Genomic DNA, 25,064 nt, shown 5'->3' with positions numbered 1-25,064 from the left:
ACTGCGTGATTTGGGTTTAATCACAAAACTGTGACGATTACAATTCAGACATTCCAATTATGATTCCAAAATTGATTCTCGATAGTTAAAATTTGTTAAAACAAAAAAACCGGAATAAATCCGGTTTTAATATTTTGAAGTTATAATTTAAAAAAGATCTTTTCTGATAATGTTCTGAGAACGCTCCGGACCTACAGAAACAAGATAAACATTAATACCAAGATGCTCTTCTATAAATTCAATGTACTTTTTGGCATTGGCTGGAAGCTCGTCATAAGTTCTTGCATTGGTTATATCTTCATCCCATCCATCCAATTCTTCATAAATAGGCTCGTAGTCATAAAGTTTAGTCGTAGAAGATGTAAAATAATCAATTATTTTTCCGTCTTCAGTTTTATATTTTGTAGCGATTTTAAGCGGATGAATTCCTGTTAGCACATCCAGCTTTGTGATTACAAGATTATTAATTCCGTTAATCATGCAAGCATGTTTCAAAGAAACAACATCCAGCCAGCCAGTTCTTCTAGGTCTTCCGGTAGTCGCTCCGAATTCGAAACCGATCTGTCTGATTTTCTCGCCAAGTTCGTTATCTAATTCTGTTGGAAAAGGACCATGTCCGACTCTCGTGGTATAAGCTTTTGCTACGCCTATCAGATTTTTCAACGCTGTAGGAGGTACACCCGCACCTGTACAAACACCACCTGTAGAAGGCGAAGAAGACGTCACATACGGATAAGTTCCGAAGTCAATATCTAGCATCAATGCCTGTGCCCCTTCGAAAAGAATATTCTTTCCATCGGCAATAGCTTGATTGATTTCCAATTCTGTATCAACAATTCTGTCCTTCAGTTTCTCTCCCAAAGCTAGAAATTCTTGATATATTTCCTCCTCATCTAAGCCCGGCTTTTCAAAATATTTCTCAAAAAGTGAATTTTTGACTTTCAGATTTTTTTTGATCTTTTCTCTCAATACAGTTGGATTAAGAAGATCAATCATTCTGATTCCAACCCGTGCGATTTTATCCTCATAACAAGGACCTATGCCTTTTTTGGTGGTGCCAATCTGTGTTCCGCCGTGTTCTTCTTCCCTGTATGTGTCCAACAAAATATGATAAGGCATTATCACATGAGATCTTCGGCTAATGAAAACGTGATCAGTTTTCAGTCCTTTGCTCTCTATCTGTTCTATTTCTTTTATAAATGCTTTGGGATTCACAACAACACCATTGGCGATGATACATTTACCTTTACACTGTAGAACTCCAGAAGGCAGCAGATGCAAAACAAATTTTTCATCACCAACATATACCGTGTGTCCGGCATTATCACCGCCCTGAAAACGAACAACGTAATCTGATTTTGCTGAGAGTACATCCGTAATCTTTCCTTTGCCTTCGTCTCCGTACTGAAGACCTACAACAACATAAGTTGACATATTTTTACTTTTTATTTAGATTATTCGCAAAGTTAGATTTTATATATGGCTTAGCAAAATCACATAAATAAAAAAACCCTCTTATAAGATATAAGAGGGCAAAAACACAAATGATGAAAAAATTACAAATGCATCTCTGCATCCATAATACAATTTTCACTACAAAAACTGTACTTTTTTTAAAAAAAATTAAAAAATTATTGTAAATAATTCCACAATGGATTTTTTTTATCCATTATTATTTTATAAATATCAACTCAAAACTAAATATACATAAGGTTTGACGTTAAATCTTAAATTAAAAAAAATTAGTTAAACGTATTTAATTCCATCATTAAGATGAATAAATAGCACGTTTTCTTTGAAAAATGTTAAAATAATAAAGCATAACGCAACTTTCATTTTATTTATGAGTTTGAATTTATATTTTTGCATTATAATTTTAATTAAAACAAAAACAAATAAATAAAATGTGCGGAATAGTATGTGTGTTCGACACGAAACAAAAAAATGAAGTAATCAGACCCCAGATTCTGGAAATGTCCAAAAAAATAAGACACCGCGGACCGGATTGGTCAGGAATCTATCAGCACGATAATGTAATTTTTTCTCACGAGAGATTAGCTATTGTGGATCCTACTTCTGGAAAGCAACCGCTTTTTACTAAAGATAAAAAAGTAGCTTTAGCAGTTAACGGCGAGATATACAATCATCAGGAGTTAAGATCTGAATTTCCAGATTACGAATTTTTGACTCAATCTGACTGTGAAGTAATTTTGGCTCTATACAGAAGAGATGGAAAAAATTTCTTAGAAAAACTGAACGGTATTTTTGCTTTTGCACTATATGATGAAGATAATGATGCTTACCTTATAGGAAGAGACCATATGGGAATTGTGCCTTTGTATATGGGCTGGGACAGGAATGGCAGTTTTTATGTAGCTTCTGAACTGAAGTCCTTGGAAGGTGTTTGTAATAAAATAGAGGAATTCTTGCCTGGTCATTTCCTTTACAGCAAAGACGGACAAGAATTACAGCAATGGTACACAAGAGATTGGATAGACTTCGATAATGTAAAAGATAACGAAACCGATATCTCAGCCATCAGAAAAGGACTTGAAGAAGCTGTTCACAGACAACTGATGAGTGACGTGCCTTATGGCGTTTTACTTTCCGGCGGGTTAGATTCTACAATTATTGCGGCTGTAACTGCAAAATTTGCACGACAAAGAATAGAAAGCGGCGACACGCAAGAGGCTTGGTATCCAAGATTACACAGTTTTGCAGTAGGTTTGGAAGGTTCCCCCGATTTGGCAGCGGCTAGAAAAGCAGCAGACCATATTGGTTCTGTCCACCACGAAATCAAATATACTGTACAGGAAGGTTTAGATGCGATAAAAGATGTTATCTACCATTTGGAAACTTATGATGTCACCACGATAAGAGCTTCTACCCCAATGTATCTTTTGGCAAGAGTTATCAAATCTATGGGTATCAAAATGGTACTATCCGGTGAAGGTTCAGATGAGTTGTTCGGCGGTTACTTGTATTTCCACAAAGCACCATCCGCTCAGGCTTTCCACGAAGAGACTGTTAGAAAACTAGGAAAACTCCATCTTTACGATTGCTTAAGAGCCAACAAATCTCTAATGGCTTGGGGAATCGAAGGCAGAGTTCCGTTTCTTGACAAAGAATTTATGGACGTTGCGATGACCATCAACCCGAAAGATAAAATGATAACGCCGGAAAGAATGGAAAAATGGGTGCTTAGAAAAGCGTTCGAAGATCTATTGCCAGAGAGTATCGCCTGGAGACAAAAGGAACAGTTCAGTGACGGTGTTGGTTATTCCTGGATTGATACATTGAAACAAGTGGCTGAAGATGAAGTGACAGACGAAATGATGGCGAATGCAAAATTCCGTTTTCCGATTAATACGCCTATGAGCAAGGAAGAATACCGATACAGAACAATTTTTGAATCCCATTTCCCAAGTGATTCGGCAGCGAGTTGTGTACCGTCTGTTCCATCAGTAGCGTGTTCCACACCAGTTGCATTAGAATGGGATGAAGCCTTCAAGAAAATGAACGACCCAAGCGGACGTGCTGTGAAAGTTCACGAAACAGCTTATTAGAAATATATTTAAACTAACTATACTAATAAAATGAGAAGCACAACCCGAAAGTTGTGCTTCTCTATTATTTCAAATTCTTCTGACTCTGCTTGAGGCGTTTCTTTCGGCGTTCGTAGATCACTTCCGTAATCTTTCCGCCAATCCAGGAAAAAGGGAAAAATATCAGGAATATAGAGATCTTATAAAATACCGGGTGATAAGGATAGATGATAATATCCAACATCGCTATAAAAAGCATGATAAAACCGATGAGAATTGCGTAGGCCACTTTTGCATACTTTACGATAATAGCTGTCACCACACCGCCAAAAGTCACCCCAATCCCGCCAAAGAAAAGCAGGGCAATGAAAAAAGAGTCTTTTTGCTGCACAGATTGAAGTAATCTTTCCCAATGCTTAAATGGCGCAAACTCCTTATATGTGATCCAGTCAGAATCAATCTTTATCCCGAATGTGATAATGAGCGCAGCCACGGCAAGCCCGGCCAAAACACCAATTGTATTCCTTAGAAAATTCATCCTATCCTTTAAAAGCAATCATCGATATTTCGACATCTACATTTTTCGGAAGACAGGAAACCTGCACGGTCTCTCTTGCCGGAAACTGATCGTTACTGAAATAAGAAGCATAGATCTCATTCACCACCGCAAAATCGTCCATACTCTTCAGGAATATCGATACTTTCACGGCATTATCAAATGTCATTCCTGCCTCTGTAAGAATAGCCTTCAGGTTTTTCATCACCTGATGCGTTTCCTTATCTATTCCTTCCACCAGCTTTCCTGTTTCCGGATCTACAGGAATCTGACCCGAGATGTACAATGTTCCATTTACAAGGCAAGCCTGTGAATAGGGACCTATAGCAGCAGGCGCATTTGGTGTGTGGATGATCTTCTTCATGTTCAATAATTAATTTTTACAAAACTATATAAATTAGTCGGAAGTAAGAAGCAAGCAGTCATAAGATTCTTTTTTTGTCGATGAAAAAATTATAATAATACTGATTACCTAACTTTTAACATTGACTGTATGGTTTAAAAAGTACTGTTAGGCTGCGTAAAACTTCTTTCCTTGTACTTCACGGCATCTTTCAGAATGTTGGCTTTGATTCCGATAAAGAAATCATATACTTTATACTGTCCGAACGGTACCCAGTTGAACGTGATGGTGAAACTTCTCTGATCTCTGGAAAAACCTAGCCTTGTATATGCCAAAGTTTTATTAACGATATCATAATTGGTGCTTCCGTTGATATTCCAGTATGGCGTGAGCTTGATGCTTCCATCTAGCCCTACAGTTGCAACCTTTGTCCCCAATCGTGAAAGTCCCTTTGTGTACGCATAGTTGGCATTGACGTTCAGAGTCCAGGTCGGAATATAGTGGGCGTAATTATCATCATCAAAATAATAATTCTCATTCCGAATCTCTCCTTTCTTTTTATATTTTTTTGATAACTCTTCCTTTTTTCCAAATATGGCATCGCTCATCGGATAAGAAAGCTGTAGATTGAAACCCTGGAGGCTGAAGTGCCCGAAGTTCTCTGTTCTGATCCCTGTATCGCTGCCATTTGCAAACACTATCTGATAAGGCTCAATGGTGAGGCTGGAATTGACATTCAGTTTACTATCAAAGAAAGATGATTGTGCATTGACGCTGAACACAGACCATTTATATTTTTCCGCAGCAAAGTTATAACCTCCGGAAATATTCAGGTTTTCAAAGATCTTCACCTTTTTCACTCCGGTAGAATCGCTTTTGGATTTCACCTTCATCTCTATATTATTAGCAATGTTGAATCCTAAGCTTTGTGTAAGACCTGTGGAAGGTGCGCCATAAATACCGCCTTCGAAAATAGAGTACGGCGTAATCTCGCCTCTTGCATTAGCATAATCTCTATAATATCCCCAACTTCTAGCACCGAAATCCGGTGAATAGGTAAAACTGAAACTCGGTGTCATCATATGCCTGATAGCGACAATAGGTGATTTCTTCCCAAAATTTTTCTGTCCATACAAAGTAGTCTGCAAACTCGCACTGGTAGAGAATGTAGAATAGGCTGCGATTCCGTTATTATAAACATTATCAATTCCATTGGTAACAGGATTAAAGCTTTTCTCTAGTGTTTTAGTGGTCAGCACATTATCCGCATTGGCACTTAGCGAGAACGTAAAAAACTTGGCCAACGTTGTATTGGTGGAAAGCGAAATGTTATTTTTCGCTCCCGTTTTCAAATCCTGCCACATCTGCTGTTTGAAAAGCTGATCTTCTGTTGTTGTAACATAATTACTGAGCGCAAATCCGGTATTGACATTGATATTTTCCAGCAGTCCTGTTCTGACACCAGTCTTTGGTTTAAAAAGATAAAACTGATTGACAGCTACAGTCATATCGGGCAAACGGATATCCGTGAGACCTGTCGCAAAATTTTGGTTATATCCAGCACTCGCACTAATGGTGATGGGAAGATTTAAAAATCTCTTCGTAACATTGATCCTTGAAGTCTGCGTGGTATTTAGAACGTTTCCGTTAAAAATATAATTATTGTTAACTGTATTATTGTAGAATTTACTGCTCACAATATCTACACTGGCATTGAAGGTGAAATAAGGATTAGCCTTGGAATCCTGGGAATGACGCCACGCAATACGGAAAGTCTTGGTTCTGGAATAATCATCCAATCCTTTTATCCCTCGCACTGTGTAGCCATAATCTGCCGCAAAGTTTCCGGAGTATCTGTATTTTTTGAGGTAGTTCAGTTCCGGTTTCAGATTCCAGCTTCCTTTGGTGTAAAAATCCGAGAGAATTTTAAGATCGAAATGATCTCCAATCGGTTGATAGTAACCTAAGCCGTTAAGAAAAAAACCGACATCCTGCCGTTCTCCAAAACTTGGGATCAGAATACCGGCAGATCTTTTATCCGAAAATGGAAGTATCGCAAAAGGCATCACAAGTGGCGTGGGAACTTGCTCTATGTAAAGCTGTATTGGGCCCGTAACCAGCTGGGAACTATTTTTACCTTTTATCAGCTTAATATTGGGTGCAGACATATGGTAGTCCGGCAGTGTATCTTTTTTCTTGATAAAATAGTCGTCCGTAGTATAAATCGCCTTTCTCATAAAGAACACAGAATCATTATACTTCTTGGTTTTCTCAGCTACAATCACACCTTCACTCTCTTCTGTTCTCGCATTGAAGGCGATTGCCTGTTTAGTTTTATAATTGTAGATTACCTCATTATATTCATACTTTTTCCCACCCTGCGTAGCAATAGCCGGCTTTATGATCTTGCCCTTATCATCCTGCTCACCTCTAGCATAGATTTTTCCTGTTTCCCAATCTATCCGGATATAATCCGCATCAATTTGCATATCCTGATAGATAATTTGAGCATTTTTGTTAAGGGAAGTTTGCTTGTTAGATATGGATGAGCTGCTTCTGTACTCAGCCTTGGTTTTAACCACATCTTCTAGTTCTTCTTTTGGGATTATGGTATCTTTCTTCGCAGTTACCGTATCTTTACGTAAACTGACGGAATCTCTAATATCACTTTTCTTATCAATATTTTGAGGCACAGTTTGTGATAAAATATTGTTAAAAATTAGGATATTTAAAATTAGTAATATATTTTTGAAAATACTTCGAGCCAATGCAGTCATTCTGAAATTGGGTTCAAAATTAATTAAATTTTAAAGATTAAAATGATCAGGCCTACACTTTATAAGAAATTTTTTTTTCTGTTGATATTTTTTGGTAGTTTCAGCTTGTTATATTGCCAGAAAAAATTCACAATTGTTCTGGATGCAGGACACGGAGGAAGTGACATTGGAGCCAACAGATATTATAGTGACATCGGAACTGTAATGGAAAAGAATGTGACACTCGGCATTGTTCTAAAACTTGGAAGAATGCTGGAAAAAAACAAGGACTACAAAGTGATCTATACTAGAAAAATCGATGAGTATCCGTCTTTGACATACCGAACAGATCTCGCCAACAGGAGTAAAGCAGACTTGTTTATTTCGGTTCATGTTAATTCTTCGCCCAGTAAAAGCGCAACAGCACAAGGAACAGAAACTTTCGTCCAAGGTCCCAATCAAAATAAAGCTAATCTTGATGTGGCAAAAGCCGAAAACGACGTTATTTTCCTCGATGAAAGGGACAAAGAGAATTTTGCATCCTACAATCCTAGCTCACCAGAATCTCTCATTGCGCTTAAAATACAACAAAGTAAATACCTGCAGGCGAGTCTCATCATTGGTGGACTTGTGGAAGAGAACTTTGTCAAAAAGGATAAACGATTATCCCGTGGTGTAAAACAGGAAAACCTGCACGTACTGAGAATGAATGCAATGCCTTCCATCCTTATAGAAACCGGTTTCGTTAATAATTATGAAGATGCACATTACATATCCACCGAAGAAGGGCAACAATCCATAGCAGAGAGCATCTACAATGCTATCACAAGTTATAAAAAATTGGTTGACAGAAATGTAAAAGAACCTGAACCTGAAAAACCAGCTGAACAACCTCTTAAGAATGATTTCAGAATATTGCTGATGAGCACGCCCACAAGATATACTGAAAACGATCCCGCTCTAAAAGGCCTGAAATACATTCTACCTATAAAAGAAAACGGAAATTATAAGTATTATTACGGAACTACCAATTATGCTTCCGTGAGAGATAACAATCTGAAGACGGCTAAAGATTCTGGATTCAGAAATGCAATTTCTATAAGTTTTGTTCCTAATCAGTCCTTAGCAAGTGGTTATTATACCATCGAGGTTTATGCTGGAAAAGATAAGTTAGATTCGAAATCACATATTATGAAAACGCTTCCTAATATGGAGAGAAACAAAGAAAATGGTGTTTTTTACTACACATATGGAAAATATAAGACTTTGGAGGAAGCTGTAAACACACAAAAAGAGCTTGAAAACAAGAACATTATAAATACAGTGATAGAAAAAAGAATAAAATAGCTTCAGAAATTTGGAAAAATAGAAGAAAGTCTATATTTTTGCACTCCGAAATCACAAACGGCCTATTCGTCTAGTGGTTAGGACTCAAGATTTTCATTCTTGCAACAGGGGTTCGATTCCCCTATAGGCTACAAAAAATAAATTTTAAAAAATTATTATAAAAAGTTTGCAAATTAAAAAATAACTTTTATCTTTGCACCCACATTTGAACGTTATGGCAAATCATAAATCAGCACTTAAGAGAATCAGACAAAACGAAGTTAGAAGACTTCGAAACAGATACTACCACAAGACTGCAAGAACAGCTGTGAAAGTATTAAGAAATGAAGCGGACAAAGCAGCTGCATCTGAGCAATTACCAAAAGTAATTTCTTTATTAGATAAATTAGCTAAGAAAAACATTATTCACAAGAATAAAGCAGCTAACTTAAAGAGCAAATTAACTAAGCACGTAAATAGCTTAGCTTAATATAAATCCTGGCCCGTTCGTCTATCGGTTAGGACCTCAGATTTTCATTCTGGTAAGAGGGGTTCGATTCCCCTACGGGCTACTTAAAAACCTTCAGATTTTTCTGAAGGTTTTTTATTTTTGTTATATTTGAGAATTATTTTAACACTATGAAAATCTTAATTATTAACGGACCTAATCTTAATTTGCTAGGAACTCGTGAACCCGAAATATATGGCTCCGTTTCTATGGAAGATTATCTTCTGGAATTGACTACAGAATTCCCTAACCAGGAAATTCTTTACTACCAATCCAATATTGAAGGTGAATTGATCAACCGTTTGCAAAACGATGACTTCGATGCTCTGGTAATTAATCCAGGTGCTTTTACGCATTATTCTTATGCCATTGCAGATTGCTTGAAAAATATTCAAATACCAAAAATCGAGATCCACATCAGCAATATCTACAAGCGCGAAGAATTCCGTAAAAAGTCAGTGACTGCGGAAAGCTGCGATGCAGTTATCTCTGGTTTTGGAATGAAGGGTTACAAACTTGCATTACAAAGTTTACTGTAAAAAAAAGAATCTCTTCTGAGATTCTTTCTTATTCTATTTTTATAAAGAATTTTCCAGTTGGCGCTTCACCACTAGCCATATTGTTTTTAGATAATATCAGCCAATATTCACCTTTTTGCCTAGTTTCATATTCTATAGATTGCCCAAAGGGTCCGTCAAAAGTATTGTCTGGCAATCTAATCTGATTGAATCGCAAATTCATAGGTTGATTGGTTTTCAGATAAGCTTTGATTTTGGGCTGATTCAGGTTTTCTAATCTCAGAATTAATTGTTCATCCTGATTTTTAATCTCCAATTTTAATCTTATCGGCATCTTCGATGCATCGACTGTTACGATATTCTGATTGGATTCTTTCTCTGTTTTCAAAATTGGAGACAATGTATCCACGGGCTTTTTTATAGCTGTAAGAGTATCTAGTTCGGTCTCTTTTATTTTAGGATCTTTTTTACAGGCTATCAAAAACAATGGTATCATTGCAAGGTATTTCAGGGATTTTTTTGGAACCGCGAATTGCAGCAGCCCGACTTGAGCGGAGCTCTTTTTCTTTTGCAAAAAGAAAAAAGCGGGAGCGGAAGGCGGATATAGTTGCCCAAATCTAGAGAATGGATGTAATGCCACTGGTAAAATTATAATGTTTCCAATTCTACAACTTTTTTGCCAATTTTATAAACTGTTCCGCGGAAACCTGCCACAACCTCATCATTCTGATTCTTTATGGTGATATCATATATCGCAGTTTTCCTAGTATCATTCAAAAGAATACTTTCTGCCGTTAAAACATCTCCTTTTTTTGCAGCTTTTGTAAAGTTTATATAGCAATTGAGCGCAACCGCAGCTTCGCCAGAATTATTACTAGAAAAAGCCAATGCAGAATCCGCAAAAGCAAACGTTACACCCCCGTGAACTGTTCCAAGACCGTTAATCATTTCAGGTTTCACAGGCATTTTTATAACGCAGTAATTATCTTTGATTTCCGTCAGTTCAATTCCGAGCCATTGAGAAAACGAATCTTTCTCAAACATATATTCCGCCGTTTCTCGAGCATTCATAAATTATAATTGATGGTTGATAAATGATTAAATTTCTTTAATCTCTAAAAACTCTCCGATTCTCAAACTCTCCAACTTATTTCCCTTTATAATTTGGCAAGCGTTTCTCGATGAAAGCAGCAACGCCTTCTTTGAAATCTTCAGTTTCCGCTGCATCTTGTTGAATAATGGATTCATAATCCAGCTGTTCGTTCAGTGTAAAGTTATAGGACTTATTGAAGGCTTTTTTGGTGAGATAAAGCGCAGTTGTGGCAGCGTGAGAAAGCTGAGTCAGAACTTCCATAGACTTTTCAACAAATTCGGAATCTGTAAAAACATCCGCAACCAACCCTATTTTCTTAGCTTCTGTCGCTGGAACTTTTTTCCCTGTGAAAGATAAATAACTCGCCAACTGTCTTCCTACTAATTTCGGTAAATAATACGTTCCTGCCGTATCTGGAATCAAACCGATATTCGCAAAAGCAAAAGAGAAATAAGAACTTTCTGTCGCCAATGTAAAATCACAAATAGAAGCCAGCATTGCTCCTGCTCCAACAGCGGGACCATTAACCAATGCTACTACTGGTTTTTTACATTTAACAATTTCAAGAACCAAAGGATTATAATATTCAATCACAAATCTTTGGATTGTTCTATCGTCTTCCTCAAAACCTAAAGCTTCTTTCAAGTTTTGTCCGGCACAAAATGCTTTTCCTTTTCCGGCAATAGCAATACATCTTACATTATCATCATAACTGAATTTGTGAACCGCATTTCGCAATTCACCAAGCATAACTTGAGTAAGGCTGTTATAACTATCCGGCTGATTCAGATAAATCAATTGCAATTTTCCGTCGAATTGGGAATCTATCTCTATTTGTGAATACATAATCTTGGTTTTCTTCAAATATAAAACTATTTGCAGAATTATAAAATCGGAATTAAAAATTTAAAACGACAAACATAATGATCATCAATCTTGATTTATTGAATTACATTTTGGCATTTGATTTTAGAATGATTTTTAAATATTAGGAAAATTTATCTTATCAAATCAGTTTAAAATCAATTATTCGGAAAATTTGTCTTATATTTTTTAAAAATTCAACAATAGAATGCTTTTTGTAATAATGGTTTCAGAATTAAATGATTGATGAAGCATTAAGAAGTTAAACCATAAAAATTTATTTTCTTAATGCTTTTAAAAAACAAAAATCAAAAATCATAGTTTCAAAATCTAAAATTGAACAGAATTTGATACAAGTTTTTCAATCATTAGCCTTTTAATTTTTAAATCATTTAATCCAAAAATATTATGAATTTAAATCAGTATACTGTAAAATCACAGGAAGCCATCCAAGCAGCACAACAAGTCGCAATGGAATTTGGCAACCAGCAGATTGAACCTCAACATTTACTGGAAGGAATTTTCCAGGTAGATGAAAATATATCGCCTTTCTTATTGAAAAAATCTGAAGCAGATGCCACTTTGGTGAGAGAGCGAAACAGGGAAAATTTAGAAAAACTCCCAAAAGTTCAGGGAGGAAATATTTACCTTTCACAATCGGCGAACAAAGTTTTGCTTGATGCTCCCAATATCGCTAAAAAAATGGGTGATGAATTTGTAACCATCGAACATCTTTGGCTTTCCCTTATGGAAACTAATTCAGAAGTTTCGAAAATGTTGAAAGATATGGGCGTTACGAAAAACCTTTTGGAAGGCGGAATCAAAGAATTAAGAAAAGGCTCAAAAGCAACTTCTGCAAGTTCGGAAGAAACTTATCAATCTTTAAATAAATATGCTAAAAATTTCAACGAACTCGCTGCAGAAGGGAAACTTGACCCGGTAATCGGTCGTGATGAAGAAATCAGAAGAGTTTTACAAATTCTTTCAAGAAGAACAAAAAACAATCCGATTCTGATTGGTGAGCCCGGAGTTGGTAAAACTGCGATTGCAGAAGGAATCGCACATAGAATTATCAACGGCGACGTCCCTGAAAACTTGCAGGATAAAACTTTGTACTCCTTAGATATGGGTGCTTTAATTGCCGGTGCAAAATATAAAGGTGAGTTTGAAGAGCGTTTGAAATCTGTTGTGAATGAAGTTATCAAATCAGACGGACAGATTATCCTTTTCATCGATGAAATACACACTTTGGTTGGAGCCGGAGGCGGTGAAGGCGCGATGGATGCGGCAAATATTCTGAAACCAGCCTTGGCTAGAGGAGAATTAAGAGCGATCGGTGCAACGACTTTGAATGAATATCAAAAATATTTCGAGAAAGATAAAGCACTTGAAAGACGTTTCCAGAAAGTGATGGTTGAAGAACCGGATACCGAATCGGCAATTTCTATTCTTCGTGGAATTAAAGATAAATATGAAGCGCATCACAAAGTAAGAATCAAAGACGAAGCGATTATTGCGGCAGTGGAAATGTCTCAACGATATATTTCAGACCGATTTCTCCCGGATAAAGCGATTGATTTGATTGATGAAGCTTCGGCTAAACTGAGAATGGAAATCAATTCAAAACCTGAAGAACTGGATGTTCTCGACAGACGATTGATGCAGTTGGAGATTGAATTGGCAGCCATTTCAAGAGAAGGAAATCAGACGAAAATCGACCATTTGAAGGAAGATATTGCTAAAATTTCTGAACAGAGAAATGAAATCAATGCAAAATGGCTGAAAGAAAAACAAAAATCTGAAGATCTTACTCAGATTAAAAAAGATATAGAAGCTTTAAAATTGGAAGCTGAGCGTGCTTCCAGAGCTGGAGATTACGCTAAAGTAGCAGAAATCCAGTACGGAAAAATTAAGGAGAAGGAAGATGCTTTGCAGAAACTTGAACTGGAAATGCAAAACCATCAGAATGAATTGATAAAAGAAGAAGTAACTTCTGAACACATTTCTGAAGTAATTGCAAAATGGACAGGAATTCCTGTAACCAAACTTTTACAATCCGAAAGAGAAAAATTATTACATCTGGAGGACGAGCTCCACAAGAGAGTTGTCGGTCAGGAAGAAGCCATTGAAGCCGTGGCAAATGCAATCCGAAGAAACAGAGCAGGATTAAGCGATGATAAAAAACCAATTGGCTCATTCCTGTTTTTAGGAACCACCGGAGTCGGAAAAACCGAGCTGGCAAAAGCATTAGCGGAGTTTTTATTCGATGATGAAAACAATATGACGAGAATTGATATGAGTGAATATCAGGAGCGTCATAGTGTTTCGAGATTAGTTGGTGCTCCTCCGGGATATGTAGGTTATGATGAAGGCGGTCAGTTGACTGAAGCCGTGAGAAGAAGACCTTATTCTGTGGTACTTTTAGACGAAATCGAAAAAGCGCATCCTGATGTTTTCAACACGTTGTTGCAGGTTTTGGATGACGGTCGTTTGACGGATAACAAAGGTAGAGTTGTGAATTTCAAAAACTCGATTATCATTATGACTTCGAATTTAGGTTCGCATATCATTCAGGAGAATTTTGAAAATATCACAGAAGAAAACCAAGATGAAATTGTTGATAAAACCAAAATTCAGGTTTTTGATTTATTAAAACAAACACTTCGTCCGGAATTCCTCAACAGAATTGATGAAATAGTTTTATTCCAGCCTTTAAGAAAAAAAGAAATCGCAAAAATCGTTCAATATCAGCTGAGAGGTTTCAATGATATGTTAGCAAAACGCAATATCATTATGACCGCAACACAAGATGCTTTGGATTACCTCACCAACAAAGGTTACGATCCAGTTTTCGGAGCAAGACCATTGAAAAGAGTGATTCAGCAGGAAGTTCTCAATAAACTTTCCAAAGAAATCCTTGCCGGCAATATCAATGATGGCGACAGAATTACACTGGATTATTTTGAGGAAACAGGTTTGGTTTTCAGACCGGTGGAATAAAAAGTTAAATTTTTCTTCATATTAAAAACTCTTTACATACTGCGTTTTACAATTTGTAAAACGCAGTTTTTGTTTGACTTAACCAATTTTTACACATTGTTTTAAGATAAATTATTCTCAACATAACACAACTATCTTTAAATATTCATTACTATTTTATTTGTTTAATTGATAATATTTTATACTTTTGAGTAAAATTATAAATATAGTCCTATGAAGAAAACATTCTTTTACTTGATCTCTGCTGCTGTTCTTACAGCATGTAACAACACTAATGAAACAGAAAGCATAACTTCTGAGAACCCAACCACGTCCACAGCATCCAGAAGAAGTTGTCCTTCGGAAGAAATCCGTGCTGAGCTTTTAAAAAGTGATGCATCAGCAAGACAACGTTATGCTAATATAGAATCTGCTGTACAATCTTTTGCGGGAAAGGTTTTAGCTGATGGTAGTGTTGATATTCCAGTTGTCGTAAACGTCATTTATAAAACCAGTGCAGAAAACATTTCAGATGCAAGAATCGCTGAGCAAATTGCAATTCTCAACGCCGATTTCGGGGGCACAAACACAGATGCATCAAAAATTCCAACAGAATTTTCAGGTGTAAAAGCAGGTGATACAAAAGTAAGATTTCACCTGATTAAAACGGTTAGAAAATCTACAACAAAGACAAAATGGGGAACGAATGATGCTATGAAAAAAGCATCCACGGGTGGTATTGATGCCACAACTCCAAGCAGCTACTTCAATCTTTGGGTAGTTGGAGATATGGGCGGAGTCCTTGGGTATGCTACATTCCCAGAATCCGCAGGATTATGGAATGATGGTGTTGTGATTGCTGCACCATATTTTGGAAAAACAGGCGCTACATCGCCTTACAACCTTGGTAGAACGGCAACACACGAGGTTGGTCATTATTTAAATCTAAGACACATCTGGGGTGATGCTACTTGCGGTAATGATTTGGTTGCTGATACACCTACTCAGACTGGTGCAAACTATGGAACACCAACATACCCGTTGTATAATACTTGTAACGGTACTTCTAGATCTGTTATGTTTATGAATTACATGGACTATGTAAATGATGCCGCAATGTTTATGTTCTCAGCTGGTCAAAAAAGCAGAATTCAGTCAGTAGTAGCTTCCGGTGGATCTAGATCTGGACTAAGAGTTTATTAATATAAATTAGACATTATATCACGAAGCTGTCTTTGCATTGGCAAAGGCAGCTTTTCCTTTTTGAAATTTTAAGATGACTATCTTTAGAACACTACGTATTTTTTTTAGATAACAAAAAAAAACAAATCCTCTTTCAACAAGGGGATTTTTGCATATCTATTTCTTAAAACTAATCTCTGTCAAAACCGGAAAATGGTCGGACGGATAAAGAAGATTTTCTCGTCTGTCATTAATGGTTCTGTTAGACAACACATCGAATCCTTTTACAAAAACGTAATCCAAACGCTCGGTAGAAGGTGTATTGATATCAAAATTTTGCCAAGTTCCTTTTGGTCCGTAATGTGGTTTTTGGGAATTGTAATAGGAATCCGTTAATGATTTAGAAATAATTTTGATAGGCTCAGAACCATCCGTCAAATTAAAATCTCCTGCCAAAGTTAATGGAAGATTTTTCGGATTCAGTTCTTTGATTTTTTCAAGAATCAGTTTTGCAGAATTAACTCTGGCAACATCACCAACGTGGTCAAAATGCAGGTTCATCGCCAAGAATTGTTTGCCAGTGTTTTTTATTTTGAAAAACGCATAAGTGCAAACTCTGTTGTAAGCGGCGTCCCAACCTCTAGAAGGTTTTTCTGGCGTTTCGCTTAGCCAGAAAGTTCCAGATTTGGTAACTTCCAATTTGTTTTTATCATAAAAAATCGCCGAGTATTCGCCTTGGTTTTTACCATCATCTCTTCCAACGCCCACAAAATCGTAATCTTTCAGATTGGTTTTAATATCAATCATCTGTTGCGGAATGGCTTCCTGAACACCGAAATAATCCGGATGATAATACGACATCAGCGCCAAAGCATCATCTCTTCTGTTGTTCCAAGAGTTTTCTTTGTCGCTTTCCAAAGACAGTCTAATGTTGTAAGTCATCACTTTCAAATCCTGAGAAAAGAAAAGCTTAGATGCCAATAATAATCCGAAAAATATTTTTTTCATTCTAAAATATTGTTACTTTTTATAATCTTCAAAATTCTGAATTCCGTTAAGAAAATCTTTGATAGGCATTCTTTTTTTACCTTGGATTTGAACATCTTCCGGATAATAAAGTCCGTCTTTTGTATAGAATTTGAACTCAGTTTTAGAAATATCAAAATCTCCAGCTTCTCTCGAATGCGATTCTAATTCAAAATGCCCTTTGAAGATTTTCAGTGATTTTTCATCTTCTCCAATTTTCAAAATCGTGAAAGCTGTTGGATAGGGCGACATTCCTCTCACGAAATTGTGAATCTTTTCTGAGCTTTGATTCCAATCGATTTTCAGATCGTCTTTGAATATTTTATAAGCCGTTTTGGGATTTTCTTTTTCAGGCTGAGGTTTTTCTGTAATTGAGTTTTCAGCTAATCCATTTAAAGTTTCAATAATCAAATCAGCGCCAATTACCATTAATTTGTCGTGCAAAGTTCCTGCATTATCTTCCGGTAAAACTTCGGTTTCAGCCTGAAGCAGAATATTACCTTCATCAATTTTTTCATTAATGAAAAATGTGGTTACACCAGATTTGGTTTCTCCATTGATGACTGCATAATTAATTGGCGCTGCACCGCGATAATCCGGCAACAAAGAACCGTGCAGATTGAACGTTCCCAATTTCGGAATCGAGAACAAAATCTGAGGCATCATTCTGAAAGCTACAACAACAAAAACATCGGCATTCAGGTTTCTGACGGATTCTAAAAATTCTGGATTTCGCAATTTTTCTGGCTGAAAAAGCTTTAGATTTTCTTGTTCTGCAAACACCTTTACCGGCGAAGGCGTGAGTTTCATACCTCTTCCGCTGGCTTTGTCTGGCGCAGTTACAACGCCCACAATTTTATGATGAGATTTAAAAATAGCTTCCAAAGACGCTTTAGCAAAATCTGGTGTTCCGAAAAAAACGATATTAAGAGATTTAGTCATTGCTTTTATAATAGATAAATGATGATTGATAGTTGATAATTAATTTTTTTAGTCGAATCGCTCGCAGCCCGACTTATCTCTGATTTATATTTATTTTATTTGAATCGATGAATCTCGTTCCTCGATTTGAGCGGAAATCCTTTTTTGCTTTGATTGAATTTCTAATTTATCTGAAATCTTATTGCAAAAAAGATTGACTTCGTCGAACATTCATTAGGTTTGGGAGCGGAAGGCGGAAATTGCTGCCCAAACTAAAATTATTATTGATTGAGCATATAGGTTTTATAATTCAACATTTTGACTTTTCCGATATCTAAGAGAAAAATAATGGTTTCAGAAACGGTTTCTCTCTGATAAAAATGCAGAGCAGCACACATTTCATCCAATGTCATAGGCTTTTTCTCCAACTGCAAAATGATTTCTGATGAGAGATTACGCTTGGACGCTGTCCGTTTTCTGCAAACGGAACATTTTCCGCAGTTTTCCGCATCAGCTTCACCAAAATAACTGAGAATCAGTTTCATTTTACAAAAATCTGTATCTCGGACATAGAATTTATTTTCTTCCCACTTTCTTAGTTTATTCTGTTGGATATGATGAAACAGCCGCCAATATTCTCCAAAAAGATGCCTGTCATTTCTTGGTTTGAGGAACTTTATGGCCTGCTGACCGCCATCCAAATATTCCAGATAACCTGCTTTTTGCATTTGTTTTAATTTTACCTTAAAAGTCTGGATGTCAAAATTATTTTTACTGCAAAATGCGGCATCACTAAAATAAACTTTTTGGATTGCCAATCCTGGTAAATTCCTGAAAAGCAATTCCAAGAAATAGGCATCGGAAGGATTGAGCTGCTCTAATTCTTCTGGCTTTACAAAACTCTGAATAGTGGATGCAGAAGCAGCACTTTTATGATAAATTAATTCCTGATTATGTAGAAAGGAAAGAATATTCCTGATTTTGGCTTTGGATAATTTCGTCAGATTATTCAGTTTTTGAATCTCTAGAGAAAATGTTTTTTCCGGCAAATCATTATCGCCAATCTGAAACATCGAGTAAAGATAGGTTATAATTTTCTGATACTCCGATTTGCTTGGAATCTGATTCCTAAAAATCTCGTCTATATGGGCAAGTTCCTGATCGTTCCAAAGCAAAAGAGCTATTGCTTCGTCTCCGTTTCTTCCAGCTCTTCCTATTTCCTGATAATAGTTTTCCAATGTAGATGATGGTGAAAGATGGATAACAAATTTCACATTATCTTTGTCTATTCCCATCCCGAAAGCATTGGTAGATACCAATACGTGAAAGCGACCGGAAATCCATTTCTTTTGTAATCTTTCCTTTTCCGTGGCTGGCAATCCTGCGTGATAGAAATCTACGTTTGGAAAGTTATTATTTTTTAAAAAATCAGTTAAAGCTTCTGCTTCTTTTCTAGTTCTGGAATAGATAATTCCCGAAGCTGGATTTTGGTTCAAAAACTGAAGTATTCTGTTATATTTATCCGAAATATTTTCTACAATGACATTCAGGTTATCTCTTCTGAAGCTTTGTCTGAAAATCTTTGTTTCATGAAGACCGAGTTTGTCTGATATTTCATTAACAACTTTATTGGTAGCTGTTGCAGTGAGTGCAAGACAAGGCACTTTTTTGAATTCCTTCCTAAATTGTTTTATATTTTGATAACTAGGACGAAAATCTGATCCCCATTCTGAAATACAATGCGCTTCATCTACTGCTATAAAAGAAATCTGAATGTCCTGAATATTTTTTAAAAACAAAGGATTTTGTAGTCTTTCAGGAGAGACATAAAGAATTTGTATTAATCCGTCTTTGCATTTATTATAGACTAATTCTTCTTCAAATTCGTCCAACTCGGAACTGAGTAACTCTCCTTCGATTCCTAATGACTGAAGCATAAGAATCTGATCTTTCATCAAAGCTAAAAGTGGAGATATGACTAAGCAAACACCTTCTAAAACCAATGCCGGCAGCTGATAACAAAGAGATTTCCCTCCGCCCGTTGGCAAAAGTGCAAGAGTATCTTTTCCGGAGATAATGGATAAAATGATTTCCTTTTGAGAAGATCTAAAATCATTATAACCCCAAAAATTTTTTAGAGTATCAATGATTAATTTCTCATTGGAATTTATTGGAGAAAGCATGTGTAAATTTACTTAAATAATGCACAAAAAAAACCGCATCGCTGCGGTTTTTATTATATTGTCAATTTAAAATTTTTATTTCACTTCGAAATACACTCTTCTGTTTGCTCTGTTTTTCCATTCTTCGCACTTTTCGGCAGGATCACATTCCGGATAAAGCAGGTTTTTCTCTCCTGTACCAAAAGCTTCCAATTTTTTTCTGTCTGCACCATTCTCTATCAAATAATTTTTGACATTTTGTGCTCTCCTTTCAGATAATTTTTGGTTGTATCTGTTAGTTCCTCTTGTATCTGTCCCACCTATCACTTTAAAATCAACACCTGAAGCGTTGATATAATTTATAGCTTGAGTAAGAATAGGTCTATTAGAAGGAAGGATTCTATCTGAATCTAAATCAAATTCAATTCCTTTTAATAATCTTTCACTATCCGTCACCACTCCTGCCTGAGTTGTAGGAGTAACGGGACATCCGTTATTTTCTACTGGACCTGGAACAGTTACACATTTATCATTAAGATCAATAACTCCATCCAAGTCTATATCAAGAGCAACTCCAGCCCCATCAACTCTTGCGCCAGCAGGAGTGTCTAGTTGTCTATCCCAATCATCACAAACACCATCATTATCTGCATCTCCTTTTTTACAGACCTCTATATCCTGAGTTTTATCATTGAGAACATCAAGTTTATAATAAATCTCCTGCAAAGGATCGTGCCACATTAGATGAGATTCATGCTTACCAAGTTTAAATGTTAAGCCTAAAGTCCCATTGAAAAAATTATCAGAAACCTGATCTTCTATTAAGTTATATCCATTCTGTCCAACACCAGCTCCGTCAAACTCATCATCACCCGTAACCACATACATCAAACGACCTTCTATATCAATCCTGTTATTGACCTTAAATTTAAGTCCTGCACCAGCCTGACCAAAAAGGGAATTCAATTTAAATGGTTTTGATTCATAGTTCAAAACTTGGTTATATTCAGTTCCTGGATTTTGCCTGTAAGATTTATACGCTAAGGTTCCGATACCAGCATAACCATGAAGAGCCCATCTGAATGGAGACTTATTATCTACTCTTCTTAGCAAGTTGGAAAAATTAACATCACCAAGAATTGAGATTGCATCATATTGTGTTCTTCCGGCAGGATAATTCCCCGCCAAAGCTTTATGATCTTTTGTATTGATTTGTCCTTGTCTAGTTTCGCCTCTGTCATACTGTAGATTGATACCAAATGCGTGGGTAATTGCTTTATCTACACTTATATAAGCCGAATATCCGAATAGATTTTTACCATTTCCATTCTTTATAGAAGTCATATCTGCTGACTGAATCAAAGGCACACCAGCTCCTACCGAGATAGACCAGTCATTGAATCTTTTTGACTCTTGTGTAAACGGAGAAACATTTTGAGATCCAGAATTAGCATCTGTCGACACCTCCTGTCCTGCTAAACTGATAGGCAACAATAATCCTATTGCTACTAATGATAATAAATTTTGTTTCATATTTTAAATGTTTTTTTCCAGTTATTTATTTTGCTACGAAATATACTCTTCTGTTAGCTTCATTCTTCCACTCCGGACATTTTGTTGCCGGATCGCATTCTGTATATTTCAAGTCTTCTTTACCTCTTCCTTCAGCAGTTAAGATATTTGAAGAAACACCTTTATCTGTAAGATATTTTAAAACTGCATTAGCTCTTGCTTGTGATAATTTTTTGTTATACTGAATAGATCCTCGGGAATCAGTAGCACCTACAACTACAAATTGACTATCAGTACCTAAAGTTTTAATAATGTCAGCTGCTTTATCAAGATCCTGGAAAGATTTTGGTCTGATGACATCTTTGTTAAGCTCAAATTCTATCCCATTGAAATACTTGTTAATTTCATCAATAGCCACTTCTTTAACTGGTAAAACCTGAGATGTACTTTCTAGTGGACAACCGTTATTTTGAATAGGTCCAGGAACAGTAACACATTTGTCATTAAGATCAATAACACCATCTAAATCAGTATCCAAAGCTACACCCGCTCCATCAACTCTTGCTCCTGCCGGCGTATCCAATTGTCTGTCCCAATCGTCACAAACACCATCATTATCCTGATCTCCTTTTTCGCAAACATTGAAATCCTTGAACTTTTCTTCCAAAGCAGCTGCTTTTGCATATGCACCTTGTAAAGGATCTACCCAACGTAAATGATCTTGATGTTTTCCTAATTTAAATGATAAACCTAAATTAAATAACCAAGCATTATCTGTATAAGAATCATTAATTTGGTTATATCCTGTATCTGTTCTTGACCATCCGCCACCGTCAAATTCCTCATCTCCACTGATAAGATACAAAGCTCTTAATTCTATATCAAGTAATCTTGAAATATTATATTTCACTCCTACTCCACCAGTGTAAGTGAAACTTGCGATATTCATTTTTTGCTCTATGTATAGAGGCCATTTACTTAACCTATCATTATCCTGCAAAAAGGTTTTGTATCCTGTGAAACCAATACCGGCATAACCATGTAAAGCCCATCGGAATGGAGACTTATTATCTGTTCTTCTCATTAGATTTGAGAAGTTGATGTCTCCCAATAAGGCAATTTGGTCAAACTTTGTATTACCATTTGCGACGCCAGCCGCATCATTCAAATAAGCTTTTTGTTTAGTCTGACCTCTGGTGTACATCAAGGAGAGCCCGAATGTGTGGCTAATTTGTTTGTCCAAACTAACATAGCCATTCCATCCCCAATTGACTTTACCATCGTAAAAAGATGTAAGATCCGCGTTGGCCATAAAAGATGTTCCACCACCAACAGAGATAGACCAATCTTTGAAAAGCCGGCTTTCGTTGTTAAAAGGTGTTGTGACAATGCCTTTTTCAGAAGTCTGTGCAAGACCAAGAAAAGGAATAAAGAACAGTAAGAATATATTTTTTTTCATTTTTCATTTGTTTATTAACCTTTATTGCACTTGCTTAATAATACCAATAGCAAAATCTCTTTCATAAAGATTTTTAGCATGAGGGATCACTAACTTTCTAGAAATAAATCTTATATTATTATACAATATTATGTCTATGTCTATGATCCTATCATTATATACTCCAAGATCAGAAGAGTCCTGTAAACGACCCATACTTCTTTCTATGGTCTTGATTTCCGCAAGTAACCTAAAAGGTGAAAACTGTGTTTTTATTCTGACTGCAATATTACAAAAAAAATTGAAACTATCAAACTCCACTGGTTTTGTTGAAATTAGTTTAGATTTTGCTATTATTGCACCTATTTTTTTTTCAAGTTCCAGTAATGCTTCATTGACATTATTTTCAGGATTATTTATATTACTCCCTAGTAACAAAATGACATCATTATACGACATATTAATTATTAAGATAAATTAGATGAGAGGATTTTTCAAATTAGTTTTAGCAAATTTAACCGCAATTTTTATTCTATGTGCTGGTTTTTTTATTTTTTTCATTGGCTTTCTGATCATATCTTCCATTTCAGAAGGAGTTGATGTAAAACAGGATTCCGTCCTAACTCTGGATTTAAAAACAAAAATAATTGACAGCCCATCAGAATATCAGGAAGATATTTTTGCATTTAACAAGGAAAAAGAGACAGCAGTTTTACTTTATGATGTTTTGCAGGCTATTGGAAATGCCAAAACTGACAACAAAATCAAAGGAATCAGTTTGGAAATTGATAACTTCCAAGCCGGAATGACCCAAATGGATGATATTCGTAATGCACTTGTTGACTTTAAAAAAAGTGGGAAATTTGTCTATGCTTACGGTAATACTGTATCACAAGGTGCTTATTACCTGGGGTCTGTTGCAGACAAATATTATCTCAATCCAGCCGGGCTAATAGAACTGAAAGGACTTTCTACAGAAGTAACATTCTTCAAGAACTTTGCTGAGAAATACGGAATCGGAATCCAGGTAATCCGTCACGGAAAATTCAAAGCTGCTGTAGAACCTTTTCTAAGAGATGAAATATCTCCTGAAAATAAAGAGCAACTTTCTACACTATTAAATGACATCTGGGCAAACACATCAAAAAAGATTGCAGATTCCAGAAAGATTTCTTTGCCTGAACTTAATGTGATTACAGATAGTTTGTACAGTTACCTTCCGAATCTCAGCCTTAAATATAAGCTGGCCGATCAGCTGATCCAGAAATCTGAATATGATAATATTATCCGTAAAAAGCTGAATATTGACGCCGATAAAAAGATTAACAAAATCTCATTTGCCAAATATTCTGAATCTCTGGAAAGCGAAAATGATGGTAAAAAGATAGCCGTTTTATACGCATCCGGAGCCATATATAACGGAAAAGGTTATGATGGAATTTACGCTGAGAATTTTGTAAAAGAAATCAAAAAAATTCAGAAAGACGATGATATAAAGGCTGTAGTTTTCAGAATTAATTCTCCGGGTGGAAGTGCCAATGCTTCTGATGAAATTTTATTCGAAATGCAACAACTAAAACGCAAAAAACCAGTCATTGTTTCTTTTGGAGATTATGCTGCTTCCGGTGGTTATTACATTGCGATGGGTGCAGACAAGATATTTTCTGAACCAAATACTTTGACAGGATCTATCGGAGTTTTTGGTGTGATCCCTTATTTTAAAGAGCTTGCTCAGAAAAATGGAATCCGTAGCGATGCTGTAACTACAAATGCCAACTCAAATATGATATCAGCAATCAATGGACTAAGTCCGGGTACACTAACTATTATGACTAGAAGTGTTGAAGCTACATACCAGAGATTTGTTCATTTTGTAACTCAGAATAGGAAAAAATCTTTTGAAGAGATTGATTCTGTAGGCGGCGGAAGAGTATGGTCCGGTGTGCGTGCAAAGGAGATTGGACTGGTAGATGAATTGGGATCTCTTCAGGACGCCATCAAATATGCTGCTAAGTCTGCTAATATCAAAGATTATAGCGTTTCTGCTTATCCTACAAAAGTTTCAAAATTTCAGCAGATTTTTTCTTCTGAAACTGAGGAAGATTTTTCAACCAGGATGATTCAGAGAAAGCTTGGGAAAGAGAATTTCAAAATCTTTCAGCACATTACAGATCCTGATGCTAAAACTGCTGTTTTAATGCAAAGCCCTTTCAGTGTTAAGATAAATTAACTGGAGTTTAAAATAAAAAAAAGCCTTGCCAGAAAATTGTGGCAAGGCTTTTTTGTGTCTTGTTGGAAAATAGCCCCGATGCAGCGGAGGCCACTGAAAAACTAA

General features: G+C 36.2%; 20 protein-coding genes and 2 tRNA genes. 9 read left to right on the top strand and 13 right to left on the bottom strand.

Translation table 11 applies throughout. The features are described 5' to 3' along the window. Positions 1–147: 147 nt before the first annotated feature. Entirely contained in the window at positions 148–1,434 is a 1,287-nt protein-coding gene (locus tag EGH73_RS08605; protein WP_123281483.1) for an adenylosuccinate synthase, read from the bottom strand. A 470-nt stretch (positions 1,435–1,904) separates the two neighbouring features. On the opposite strand from EGH73_RS08605, the gene asnB reads away from it, so the two are divergent. Next, positions 1,905–3,566: an asparagine synthase B gene (asnB, locus tag EGH73_RS08600; RefSeq protein ID WP_123281482.1), complete on the top strand. Its 1,662-nt coding sequence runs from the start codon at positions 1,905–1,907 to the stop codon at positions 3,564–3,566. 64 nt (positions 3,567–3,630) lie between these two features. On the opposite strand, the gene EGH73_RS08595 is transcribed toward asnB, so the two are convergent. The 3 genes from EGH73_RS08595 to EGH73_RS08585 form a co-directional block, all read right to left on the bottom strand. Continuing rightward, positions 3,631–4,083: a hypothetical protein gene (locus EGH73_RS08595; RefSeq protein ID WP_123281481.1), complete on the bottom strand. Its 453-nt coding sequence runs from the start codon at positions 4,081–4,083 to the stop codon at positions 3,631–3,633. A 1-nt stretch (position 4,084) separates the two neighbouring features. After that, entirely contained in the window at positions 4,085–4,465 is a 381-nt protein-coding gene (locus EGH73_RS08590) for a RidA family protein (protein WP_123281480.1), read from the bottom strand. A 134-nt stretch (positions 4,466–4,599) separates the two neighbouring features. Continuing rightward, entirely contained in the window at positions 4,600–7,221 is a 2,622-nt protein-coding gene (locus EGH73_RS08585; RefSeq protein WP_123281479.1) for a putative LPS assembly protein LptD, read from the bottom strand. Positions 7,222–7,257: 36 nt separating this feature from the next. On the opposite strand from EGH73_RS08585, the gene EGH73_RS08580 reads away from it, so the two are divergent. The 5 genes from EGH73_RS08580 (at position 7,258) to aroQ (ending at position 9,573) form a co-directional block, all read left to right on the top strand. Continuing rightward, positions 7,258–8,547 carry an N-acetylmuramoyl-L-alanine amidase family protein gene (locus EGH73_RS08580; RefSeq protein WP_376746848.1) on the top strand — a complete coding sequence of 430 codons (1,290 nt, stop codon included), beginning with the start codon at positions 7,258–7,260 and terminating at the stop codon, positions 8,545–8,547. Between the two features lie 59 nt (positions 8,548–8,606). Then, positions 8,607–8,678: transfer RNA gene (locus EGH73_RS08575), tRNA-Glu, on the top strand. An 83-nt stretch (positions 8,679–8,761) separates the two neighbouring features. Further along, positions 8,762–9,016 (top strand): 30S ribosomal protein S20, encoded by a 255-nt coding sequence (rpsT, locus tag EGH73_RS08570; protein WP_089770176.1) that lies wholly within the window; start codon positions 8,762–8,764, stop codon positions 9,014–9,016. A 10-nt stretch (positions 9,017–9,026) separates the two neighbouring features. Next, positions 9,027–9,098: transfer RNA gene (locus EGH73_RS08565), tRNA-Glu, on the top strand. A gap of 67 nt (positions 9,099–9,165) precedes the next feature. Continuing rightward, a complete protein-coding gene (aroQ, locus tag EGH73_RS08560) occupies positions 9,166–9,573 on the top strand; it encodes a type II 3-dehydroquinate dehydratase (RefSeq protein ID WP_123281478.1) in 408 nt (135 codons plus the stop codon). Positions 9,574–9,601: 28 nt separating this feature from the next. Here the strand turns inward: aroQ and EGH73_RS08555 are convergent, their stop codons facing one another. The 3 genes from EGH73_RS08555 to EGH73_RS08545 all read right to left on the bottom strand — a co-directional run bounded on the left by EGH73_RS08555 (position 9,602) and on the right by EGH73_RS08545 (position 11,491). Beyond that, positions 9,602–10,048 carry a hypothetical protein gene (locus EGH73_RS08555; RefSeq protein ID WP_148041691.1) on the bottom strand — a complete coding sequence of 149 codons (447 nt, stop codon included), beginning with the start codon at positions 10,046–10,048 and terminating at the stop codon, positions 9,602–9,604. A gap of 152 nt (positions 10,049–10,200) precedes the next feature. Further along, entirely contained in the window at positions 10,201–10,623 is a 423-nt protein-coding gene (gene paaI, locus EGH73_RS08550) for a hydroxyphenylacetyl-CoA thioesterase PaaI (protein ID WP_123281476.1), read from the bottom strand. A gap of 76 nt (positions 10,624–10,699) precedes the next feature. Beyond that, positions 10,700–11,491, bottom strand: a complete 792-nt coding sequence (locus EGH73_RS08545) for an enoyl-CoA hydratase/isomerase family protein (RefSeq protein WP_123281475.1) — start codon at positions 11,489–11,491, stop codon at positions 10,700–10,702. Positions 11,492–11,917: 426 nt separating this feature from the next. Here EGH73_RS08545 and clpB point away from each other — a divergent pair, with 426 nt between their 5' ends. After that, a complete protein-coding gene (gene clpB / locus EGH73_RS08540; protein ID WP_123281474.1) occupies positions 11,918–14,509 on the top strand; it encodes an ATP-dependent chaperone ClpB in 2,592 nt (863 codons plus the stop codon). A gap of 213 nt (positions 14,510–14,722) precedes the next feature. Further along, positions 14,723–15,691, top strand: coding sequence for a zinc metalloprotease (locus EGH73_RS08535; RefSeq protein WP_123281473.1), 969 nt, complete (start codon positions 14,723–14,725; stop codon positions 15,689–15,691). Positions 15,692–15,847: 156 nt separating this feature from the next. Here the strand turns inward: EGH73_RS08535 and EGH73_RS08530 are convergent, their stop codons facing one another. The 6 genes from EGH73_RS08530 to folK form a co-directional block, all read right to left on the bottom strand. Beyond that, positions 15,848–16,678, bottom strand: a complete 831-nt coding sequence (locus tag EGH73_RS08530; protein ID WP_123281472.1) for an endonuclease/exonuclease/phosphatase family protein — start codon at positions 16,676–16,678, stop codon at positions 15,848–15,850. A 12-nt stretch (positions 16,679–16,690) separates the two neighbouring features. Beyond that, positions 16,691–17,638, bottom strand: coding sequence for a methionyl-tRNA formyltransferase (gene fmt / locus EGH73_RS08525; RefSeq protein ID WP_123281471.1), 948 nt, complete (start codon positions 17,636–17,638; stop codon positions 16,691–16,693). Positions 17,639–17,898: 260 nt separating this feature from the next. Further along, positions 17,899–19,800: a RecQ family ATP-dependent DNA helicase gene (locus EGH73_RS08520; RefSeq protein ID WP_123281470.1), complete on the bottom strand. Its 1,902-nt coding sequence runs from the start codon at positions 19,798–19,800 to the stop codon at positions 17,899–17,901. 75 nt (positions 19,801–19,875) lie between these two features. Beyond that, positions 19,876–21,312: an OmpA family protein gene (locus EGH73_RS08515; protein ID WP_123281469.1), complete on the bottom strand. Its 1,437-nt coding sequence runs from the start codon at positions 21,310–21,312 to the stop codon at positions 19,876–19,878. A gap of 25 nt (positions 21,313–21,337) precedes the next feature. After that, a complete protein-coding gene (locus tag EGH73_RS08510; RefSeq protein WP_123281468.1) occupies positions 21,338–22,750 on the bottom strand; it encodes an OmpA family protein in 1,413 nt (470 codons plus the stop codon). A gap of 21 nt (positions 22,751–22,771) precedes the next feature. After that, positions 22,772–23,188, bottom strand: coding sequence for a 2-amino-4-hydroxy-6-hydroxymethyldihydropteridine diphosphokinase (folK, locus tag EGH73_RS08505; RefSeq protein WP_123281467.1), 417 nt, complete (start codon positions 23,186–23,188; stop codon positions 22,772–22,774). Between the two features lie 22 nt (positions 23,189–23,210). Between folK and sppA the strand changes: the two genes are divergently transcribed. After that, on the top strand, positions 23,211–24,959 hold the full coding sequence (gene sppA, locus EGH73_RS08500; RefSeq protein ID WP_123281466.1) for a signal peptide peptidase SppA: 1,749 nt from the start codon (positions 23,211–23,213) through the stop codon (positions 24,957–24,959). Positions 24,960–25,064: the final 105 nt, after the last annotated feature.

Source organism: Epilithonimonas hominis (genome assembly GCF_003730015.1).
Classification (GTDB): domain Bacteria; phylum Bacteroidota; class Bacteroidia; order Flavobacteriales; family Weeksellaceae; genus Epilithonimonas; species Epilithonimonas hominis.
This window is presented reverse-complemented; position numbering and strand designations above follow the sequence as displayed.

What these genes read in the sequence shown, in the direction of transcription:
- EGH73_RS08595 (WP_123281481.1), bottom strand. Translation starts at nt 4,083, where the DNA reads ATGAATTTTCTAAGGAATACAATTGGTGTTTTGGCCGGGCTTGCCGTG.
- folK (WP_123281467.1), bottom strand. Translation starts at nt 23,188, where the DNA reads ATGTCGTATAATGATGTCATTTTGTTACTAGGGAGTAATATAAATAAT.
- EGH73_RS08510 (WP_123281468.1), bottom strand. Translation starts at nt 22,750, where the DNA reads ATGAAAAAAAATATATTCTTACTGTTCTTTATTCCTTTTCTTGGTCTT.
- EGH73_RS08590 (WP_123281480.1), bottom strand. Translation starts at nt 4,465, where the DNA reads ATGAAGAAGATCATCCACACACCAAATGCGCCTGCTGCTATAGGTCCC.
- EGH73_RS08530 (WP_123281472.1), bottom strand. Translation starts at nt 16,678, where the DNA reads ATGAAAAAAATATTTTTCGGATTATTATTGGCATCTAAGCTTTTCTTT.
- fmt (WP_123281471.1), bottom strand. Translation starts at nt 17,638, where the DNA reads ATGACTAAATCTCTTAATATCGTTTTTTTCGGAACACCAGATTTTGCT.
- rpsT (WP_089770176.1), top strand. Translation starts at nt 8,762, where the DNA reads ATGGCAAATCATAAATCAGCACTTAAGAGAATCAGACAAAACGAAGTT.
- EGH73_RS08585 (WP_123281479.1), bottom strand. Translation starts at nt 7,221, where the DNA reads ATGACTGCATTGGCTCGAAGTATTTTCAAAAATATATTACTAATTTTA.
- EGH73_RS08605 (WP_123281483.1), bottom strand. Translation starts at nt 1,434, where the DNA reads ATGTCAACTTATGTTGTTGTAGGTCTTCAGTACGGAGACGAAGGCAAA.
- EGH73_RS08515 (WP_123281469.1), bottom strand. Translation starts at nt 21,312, where the DNA reads ATGAAACAAAATTTATTATCATTAGTAGCAATAGGATTATTGTTGCCT.
- sppA (WP_123281466.1), top strand. Translation starts at nt 23,211, where the DNA reads ATGAGAGGATTTTTCAAATTAGTTTTAGCAAATTTAACCGCAATTTTT.
- asnB (WP_123281482.1), top strand. Translation starts at nt 1,905, where the DNA reads ATGTGCGGAATAGTATGTGTGTTCGACACGAAACAAAAAAATGAAGTA.
- EGH73_RS08545 (WP_123281475.1), bottom strand. Translation starts at nt 11,491, where the DNA reads ATGTATTCACAAATAGAGATAGATTCCCAATTCGACGGAAAATTGCAA.
- EGH73_RS08520 (WP_123281470.1), bottom strand. Translation starts at nt 19,800, where the DNA reads ATGCTTTCTCCAATAAATTCCAATGAGAAATTAATCATTGATACTCTA.
- aroQ (WP_123281478.1), top strand. Translation starts at nt 9,166, where the DNA reads ATGAAAATCTTAATTATTAACGGACCTAATCTTAATTTGCTAGGAACT.
- clpB (WP_123281474.1), top strand. Translation starts at nt 11,918, where the DNA reads ATGAATTTAAATCAGTATACTGTAAAATCACAGGAAGCCATCCAAGCA.
- paaI (WP_123281476.1), bottom strand. Translation starts at nt 10,623, where the DNA reads ATGAATGCTCGAGAAACGGCGGAATATATGTTTGAGAAAGATTCGTTT.
- EGH73_RS08535 (WP_123281473.1), top strand. Translation starts at nt 14,723, where the DNA reads ATGAAGAAAACATTCTTTTACTTGATCTCTGCTGCTGTTCTTACAGCA.
- EGH73_RS08555 (WP_148041691.1), bottom strand. Translation starts at nt 10,048, where the DNA reads ATGATACCATTGTTTTTGATAGCCTGTAAAAAAGATCCTAAAATAAAA.